This window comes from Aliamphritea hakodatensis (assembly GCF_024347195.1).
Taxonomy (GTDB): domain Bacteria; phylum Pseudomonadota; class Gammaproteobacteria; order Pseudomonadales; family Balneatricaceae; genus Amphritea; species Amphritea hakodatensis.
On record NZ_AP025281.1, the window covers coordinates 1,797,353 to 1,804,563 of the forward strand.

At 50.9% G+C, this 7,211-nt stretch carries 6 protein-coding genes; 4 read left to right on the forward strand and 2 right to left on the reverse strand.

Annotation, left to right across the window (positions count from 1 at the left end; all coding sequences use genetic code 11):
* Window positions 1-38: 38 nt before the first annotated feature.
* Window positions 39-815, reverse strand: a complete 777-nt coding sequence (gene trpA / locus PCI15_RS08275) for a tryptophan synthase subunit alpha (protein ID WP_271273861.1) — start codon at window positions 813-815, stop codon at window positions 39-41.
* The gene (gene trpB, locus PCI15_RS08280) at window positions 815-2,044 is read right to left on the reverse strand and encodes a tryptophan synthase subunit beta (protein ID WP_271273862.1); all 1,230 of its coding nucleotides are present in this window, start codon (window positions 2,042-2,044) and stop codon (window positions 815-817) included. Before trpB ends, trpA begins: the two co-directional genes overlap by 1 nt.
* A 156-nt stretch (window positions 2,045-2,200) precedes the next feature.
* On the opposite strand from trpB, the gene PCI15_RS08285 reads away from it, so the two are divergent.
* The 4 genes from PCI15_RS08285 to dddP all read left to right on the forward strand — a co-directional run bounded on the left by PCI15_RS08285 (window position 2,201) and on the right by dddP (window position 6,643).
* Entirely contained in the window at window positions 2,201-2,752 is a 552-nt protein-coding gene (locus PCI15_RS08285) for a TetR/AcrR family transcriptional regulator (protein ID WP_271273863.1), read from the forward strand.
* A 48-nt stretch (window positions 2,753-2,800) separates the two neighbouring features.
* The gene (locus PCI15_RS08290) at window positions 2,801-3,010 is read left to right on the forward strand and encodes a DUF3565 domain-containing protein (protein ID WP_271273864.1); all 210 of its coding nucleotides are present in this window, start codon (window positions 2,801-2,803) and stop codon (window positions 3,008-3,010) included.
* A 181-nt stretch (window positions 3,011-3,191) separates the two neighbouring features.
* Window positions 3,192-5,231, forward strand: a complete 2,040-nt coding sequence (locus tag PCI15_RS08295; RefSeq protein ID WP_271273865.1) for an NADH:flavin oxidoreductase — start codon at window positions 3,192-3,194, stop codon at window positions 5,229-5,231.
* Between the two features lie 74 nt (window positions 5,232-5,305).
* The gene (gene dddP / locus PCI15_RS08300; RefSeq protein WP_271273866.1) at window positions 5,306-6,643 is read left to right on the forward strand and encodes a dimethylsulfonioproprionate lyase DddP; all 1,338 of its coding nucleotides are present in this window, start codon (window positions 5,306-5,308) and stop codon (window positions 6,641-6,643) included.
* Window positions 6,644-7,211 lie beyond the last annotated feature (568 nt).

Below are 7,211 nucleotides of genomic sequence, written 5' to 3' on the forward strand. Positions count from 1 at the left end.
ATTCCTTCACGCGCACCCGGCCCTGATGAAGTGGGCTGTTATGCGATAGCCTGCTTCAGTTCTGTCAGTTTTGCTGATACCCCGTCAAGTCCGTTCTTGTTATAGGCATTCAGAAAGGCTGAGCCAATGATGGCGATATCCGCATGGCCGCACAGTGCCTGAATATCTGCAGCATCAGAAATGCCAAAGCCGACACCCAGCGGTAAGTCAGTATGCTGGCTGATCCGGCTGAGATAGTCACCTAAGGCCTGATTTTTATCGGCTGATTCCCCGGTAACACCGGCACGGCTGACACAGTAAAGCATGCCGCTGGCCTGACTGCAGATTGTCTTCAGGCGGGATTCCTGCGTGTCTGGCGTAATAATCCATATGGGATCAATGCCGGTTTGTGTCAGTGGTGCAATCAATTGCTGTTGTTCAACAGCGATATCCGGCACGATAATACCGCTGATGCTTTGTGCCATCAGTGACGCCAGTTGGGCCGGACCGGACTGCATAACCGGGTTCAGGTAGCTCATCAGTAATACCCGGCTTTGCGGATACTCGCTGGCAAGTTGGCTGATATCCCAGATGCATTGCGTCAGTTGTGGCCTTTCTGCCAGCGCCTGATGACAGGCATGAGTAATCGCCGGGCCGTCAGCCACCGGATCAGAAAACGGAAACTGTACTTCCAGAATTTCAACCCCCTGTTCCAGTAGCCGTCGCATCATCTCCAGGCTGTCTGCGATGGTTGGGTAACCATAAATGACATGGGTCATCAGCAGCAGTTGTTTGTCGGCACGTTGCTGGCGAATATAGTGGCTCAGATCGCTCATCAGCTGTTCTCCTGCGTCAGATATGACTGGATAAAATCATTGAAAGGTTGGTCCTGCAGGGCTTTGGCGATGTTGAAGATGTCCTTGTCACCGCGGCCTGACACATTGATAACAATTTTCTCTGATGGCTTCATGTCCGCCGCTTCCCGTAAGCCGGCTGCAATCGCATGGGAGGATTCCAGTGCGGCGATGATGCCTTCATTGCTGGCCAGTTGCTGGAAGGCCTGCAGTACTTCCGTGTCTCTTGCCTGGGTCATGCGGACTTTTCCCTGTTCTTCCAGATCCGCCAGGATAGGAGAGACGCCCACGTAATCCAGCCCGGCAGAAATCGAGTGGGTGGGCTGTAACTGGCCCTGTTCATCCTGCAGGAATTTGGTTGCGAATCCCTGGGCGATGCCGAAGCGTGCCTGATCGGTATTAAACCGCATTGCGTGATCTCCCGGTGCATCGCTGCGCCCTCCGGCTTCTACACCGACCAGTTCTACGTCTTCGTTCAGGAAGGGCAGGAAAATACCGCAGGCATTACTGCCACCACCGACACAGGCATAGATCTTATCCGGCAGGGTACCGAACTGGCTGAGTGCCTGCTCACGGACTTCCTCACCGATGACGGACTGAAATCCACTGACCATTTCCGGGTAGGGGGCGCAGCCACAGCTGGTGCCGATCAGGTAATAGGTATCGGCATAATTGGAAGACCAGTCGCGCAGCGCTTCGTCGAGTGCGTCTTTCAGGGTGGCAGAGCCTTCTTCAACGGGTACGACGGTGGCACCCAGCTGTTTCATCCAGAATACATTTGGGTACTGACGTTCAATGTCGTGGGCACCCATATAGATTGTGCAGTCCAGCCCCAGACGTGCTGACACCAGGGCGCTGGCAATGCCGTGCTGTCCGGCACCGGTTTCTGCGATAACTCTGCGTTTGCCCATGCGTTTGGCTAATAAGCCCTGGCCAATAACATTATTCATTTTATGGGCACCGCTGTGATTCAGATCTTCCCGTTTAAGGTAAATCTGAGCACCGCCGATGGCAGCCGATAACCGGCTGCAGTAAGTCAGAGGTGTTGGCCGGCCTGAATAATGCTGGAGCTGATCCTTTACTTCGGTAATGAACGCCGGATCAGCCATTGCATCCTGATAGGCTTTGAGCAGTTCCTGCTGGCTGTTGAAAAGAATCTCGGGAATATAACTTCCCCCGTATTGACCGAATTGCCCGTCCTGATTCATCATTTTGTCGCTCTTTTGTGGCTCGTATGCCGGAGGGTGATAAGCTACGGCATACTGAAATTAATTATTTAACTAAACGGTATAGTAAAAATAATAAATATTTTTACCGCCGTCAATAGCCTGTGGACGTTTGTCGGCTGGCTGATATGTGGAGTTTTTATGGCCCGAGGTCGTCCGTCCAAAAAACAGCAACTGCTGGATACCGCCCGCAGGGTGTTTGCTGAAAACGGTTATCAGGGGACATCGATTGACCTGATTGTTCAGGAGGCCGGGGTTTCCAAGCCGACTGTGTATAACAACTTTCCCACTAAGCAGGCGCTGTTAATGGCCTTGCTGGAACAGCTAACCGCTGAGCTGGAAATGACTACATCAGAGTTACTGGCAAGTGATCTGGATACATCTGAAGCGGTTATCAGGGGGTATCTGAACATCGCGTCGCAGCCTGAATACCTGATGATTTACCGGATGCTGTGTGGCGAGCATTACAAGCTGGATGAGCTGACCCGCAGTCAGATTCTGTCATTTGATCAGGGGCTTCAGCAGCGCTGTCTGGAAGGCCTGCAAGCTGCCGGTATTACCTCGTCTGAACGGATTATGATGTTTTGCCGGGATCAGATAATTGGGCAGGCGTTGAAAGCGCTGCCAAATGCTGAGTTACCGGATGCAAGCCAATTAGTTGTCCGTCTGAAGGCCTTAATGGGCGAAGGGTAAATGCTGAGTACTGATATAAGTCAGCTTTATATTGCAGGCAGGTAAATCATGCAGCGGGCGATAATTGCTTTCCATACCGATGAAGAGCAGCACTGGGTGGCTGAACTTGAGTGTGGGCATAACCAGCATGTACGCCACAATCCACCATGGATTAACCGTCCATGGGTTTTGACAGTAACCGGGCGGGACCGGTTTATCGGCCATTTGCTGACCTGTAAAAAATGTGAAAGGGGGGAGCCCCGGGATAATTCCTACTGATCGGGAGATAAATAAGGGTATAAAATTAATTTATGCTGTTTTGAAAAAAATATCATTGGCTGGAATCTTTGTTCTGCTGCCACAATGAGCGGGCGCCATACGAGCAAATATAACAACAATAAAGTAATGCCGGTTACTGAGGTGAAGTCTGACCGGGGTTACAAATACCAGGCATGATGATATGAGTCATAAAGATCCATTGCTCCAACCGTTTCAGTTGAAACACCTCACATTACGTAACCGTATAATTACCACTGCCCATGAACCGGCGTACCCGGAAGCCGGAATGCCGAAAGACCGTTACCGGGCTTATCATGTCGAACGGGCAAAAGCAGGTGTGGCGCTGACCATGACTGCCGGCTCTGCTACGGTATCAAAAGACAGCCCGCCCGTTTTTAACAACATTCTGGCTTATAAAGATGAGGTGGTCCCTTATCTGAAAGATCTGGTTGATGAGTGCCATGAACATGGTGCTGCCGTAATGATTCAGCTGACCCATCTGGGGCGGCGGACCGGCTGGTCGAAAGGCGACTGGTTACCGGTGGTATCGCCATCCCATGAACGTGAGGCCTCGCATCGTGCATTTCCCAAACAAATGGAAGACTGGGATATAGAACGCATCATCAAAGACTTTGCTGATGCTGCAGAAAGGATGCAGGCCGCCGGAATGGATGGTATTGAAATTGAGGCCTATGGTCATTTGCATGATCAGTTCTGGTCGCCGCTCACGAATACCCTGGAAGGCCCTTATGGTGGAAGTTTACAGAATCGGGTGCGCTTCACACTGGATGTGCTGGAGGCGATTCGTGCCCGGGTGGGCAGTGAATTTATCGTCGGCGTGCGTTTCACCGCTGATCAGGCACAGAAAGGTGGTTTCGGTTTTGAAGAAGGCGTGGAGATAGCCCAACTGCTTAAAGCATCCGGCCATATTGATTTTCTGAATGTCATAAGAGGGCATATCGACACTGATCCGGGGCTGACGGATGTGATTCCGGTGATGGGGATGCGTAATTCACCGCATCTGGATTTTGCCGGTGAGTTCCGTTCATCTGTCGATATGCCGGTGTTCCATGCTGCGAAGATTCCTGATGTGGCGACGGCACGTCACGCAATTGCGGAAGGGAAGCTGGATATGGTGGGGATGACCCGTGCACATCTGGCTGATCCGCATATTGTCAGAAAAATTATCGAAGGGAGAGAAGAGCAGATCCGGCCCTGCGTCGGTGCGACGTACTGCCTTGACCGGATCTATCAGGCGGGAGATGCATTCTGTATCCATAATGCTGCAACGGGGCGTGAGCTGACGATGCCCCACGATATTCCGAAGGCGGATGTTAAGAAAAAAGTGGTGATTGTCGGTGCAGGGCCAGCAGGGATGGAAGCGGCCCGGGTCGCCGGCGAGCGTGGGCATGAGGTGGTTGTGCTTGAAGCAGCAGCGCAGGCCGGAGGGCAGCTGTTGCTGACATCACAAAGTCCGCGCCGGCATGAAATGATCTCCATTATTGAGTGGCGCATGGCGGAATGTGAGCGTTTAGGTGTTGAGTTCCGTTTTAACACCTGGGCGGAAGCCGCTGATGTTACTGCTCTAAAGCCTGCTGTGGTCATTATTGCAACCGGGGGCTATCCACATACTGACATCCTTGAGGCAGGTAATGAACTGGTGGTATCTGCCTGGGATATCCTCTCCGGAGATGTAAAGCCGAAAGGGAATGTGTTGCTGTTTGATGATGCCGGCGATCATGCAGCGATGCAGGCGGCGGAAGTGATCGCCGACAGTGGGGCGCAACTCGAAGTGATGACGCCAGATCGGGCCTTTGCTCCAGAGGTGATGGCCATGAACCTTGTACCCTATATGCGGGCAATGCAGCAGAAAGATGTGACCTTTACCGTGACTTTCCGGCTTGAAAGCGTGCAGCGTGAAGGTGCAGGGCTGGTGGCCCGGGTAGGCAGCGATTATGGCGGTGTTGAAAAATACCGGCATGTTGATCAGGTGGTGATTAACCACGGAACCCGGCCGCTGGACGATATTTACTTTGACCTGAAAGGCACCTCCAGCAATGCCGGTGAAGTGGTCTATGAAGACCTGATTGTCGGCACGCCGCAAACCCGGGTAAATAATCCTGCCGGGGCTTTCCAGCTGTTCAGAATCGGTGACGCTGTGTCATCCCGAAATACCCATGCGGCCATCTATGATGCACTGCGTCTGGTGAAAGACATCTAGCCTTAAAAACAATAAAGCGAATCACCCATGCAAACTTCGTTTGCATGGGTGATTGCACTGGTGAGGAAAACCTAATGACAGATTTTGTATTCAGTTCATCTAACCGGAAAATAGATCCCACCCGGCGACGGGCAGGGCAGCTTAAACCCGATGGTTCGCCAAACGAAAATGACCGGGTAGAAATCGGGCCGACAGACCTGGCATTTAATGAGTGGGATGAGTTAGGGCTTACAACACCGAATCTGACCCGGATGCGTGAATTTCGTTTACAGCGGATTGTGGAAGCGCTGAACAAACAGGATCTGGCGGGGGTGCTGCTGTTTGACCCGCTGAATATCCGCTATGCCACCGATAGCACGAATATGCAGTTGTGGATCACACACAACCATGCCCGGGCCTGCTTTGTGGCGGCCAGCGGGCATATGATTTTGTGGGATTTTCATAATTGCGAACACCTTTCTTCGTACTTGCCGTTGGTGAAGGAAGTGCGGGGCGGTGCATCATTCTTCTATTTTGAAACCGGTGACCGTACTCAGGAGCATGCAGCGCACTTTGCTAAAGAAATTGACGCCTTACTGCGTGAGCATGGCGGCGATAACCGTCGGCTGGCGGTTGATAAGATCGAAATTGCCGGTTTAAGGGAGCTTGATAAGTGCGGCGTTGAAATCAGAGATGGTCAGGCATTAATGGAACATGCCCGTGTCATTAAAGGTGAGGATGAGATCAATGCCATGCGGTGTTCGATTGCCTCCACTGAAATCTCGATGCAACTGATGAAAGAAGCTACTGTGCCGGGGGTAACAGAGAACGATATCTGGTCGGTACTGCATGCCGAGAACATTCGCCGTGGCGGTGAATGGATAGAATGCCGGCTGCTGGCCTCAGGACCGCGTACTAATCCGTGGTTCCAGGAATGTGGTCCGCGTGTCGTTCAGCAAGGTGAGCTGCTGGCGTTTGATACCGACCTTATCGGGCCATACGGTATCTGTGCCGACCTGTCCCGAACCTGGATGATCGGTGACGCTAAACCGACCGCTAAGCAAAAGCATCTTTATCAGATTGCCTATGAGCATATTCAGTACAACATGCAATTACTAAAACCGGGAATGAGTTTCCGTGAAGTGACGGAAGCCGGTTTACGTTTACCGCCGGAATACCGTGATCTTCGCTATGGGGTCATGATGCACGGTGTGGGGCTGTGTGATGAATACCCGTCAATCCGCTATCCGGAAGATATTGATGGCCATGGTTATGACGGCGTCCTCGAACCGGGGATGGCATTATGTGTTGAAGCCTATGTGGGGGCCGTGGGCGGAGGTGAAGGCGTTAAACTGGAGGATCAGATTATCATTACTGAAGATGGCTATGAAAACCTGACTAACTTTCCTTTTGAAGCTGATTTTCTGAGCTGAAACATATCGTACAATACCGGCTCTGGCATGGTCGGCCGGTATTCCTCTCTTCTGATTTGTAAAATATCTGCAGCTGTGTTTTCCGATTCGTTATCTGCATGGCCGAAAAAATCAATCTTTTCAATGCGTAACAAGCTTTAGGATTGCTGGAATCGGCCGATATTAAGCAGAACAGGCGTCGTTTAACTGACCCTTTTATCTGCAAAATGGGTAGCTGACCCTCATGTGCGACTAATTGATTAGATAGGCTTTCAGTTAAGCTTGAAATCATCTTTATTGCGATAAAATGTTAGTTTTTTGTAAGAAGTTTGTTTGAAAACGACGGCCTAAGCTTAATCCTGAATAAATATAGGGCTTTTTTATTGCTCTTTTGCCAGGCATACAACCCGGATGGCTCTCAGTGGCCGGGTGTACGGTTTGAGTAGGTGTTTTTTTAAACAGTTTACTTTGTTAAGATTGCAAAACAAAACAAGAGCTTAATGGATTTATTCAAGCAAATTTGCTCTTGAGATTTAACAGTATGGTTAAGTAATTGTTTGATTTTAAACACTGTGGCTGACTTTACAGT

Bases quoted from the DNA above. Each gene is read 5' to 3' on its own strand.
- trpA (WP_271273861.1), bottom strand. From the start codon at position 815: ATGAGCGATCTGAGCCACTATATTCGCCAGCAACGTGCCGACAAACAA.
- PCI15_RS08290 (WP_271273864.1), top strand. From the start codon at position 2,801: ATGCAGCGGGCGATAATTGCTTTCCATACCGATGAAGAGCAGCACTGG.
- dddP (WP_271273866.1), top strand. From the start codon at position 5,306: ATGACAGATTTTGTATTCAGTTCATCTAACCGGAAAATAGATCCCACC.
- PCI15_RS08285 (WP_271273863.1), top strand. From the start codon at position 2,201: ATGGCCCGAGGTCGTCCGTCCAAAAAACAGCAACTGCTGGATACCGCC.
- trpB (WP_271273862.1), bottom strand. From the start codon at position 2,044: ATGATGAATCAGGACGGGCAATTCGGTCAATACGGGGGAAGTTATATT.
- PCI15_RS08295 (WP_271273865.1), top strand. From the start codon at position 3,192: ATGAGTCATAAAGATCCATTGCTCCAACCGTTTCAGTTGAAACACCTC.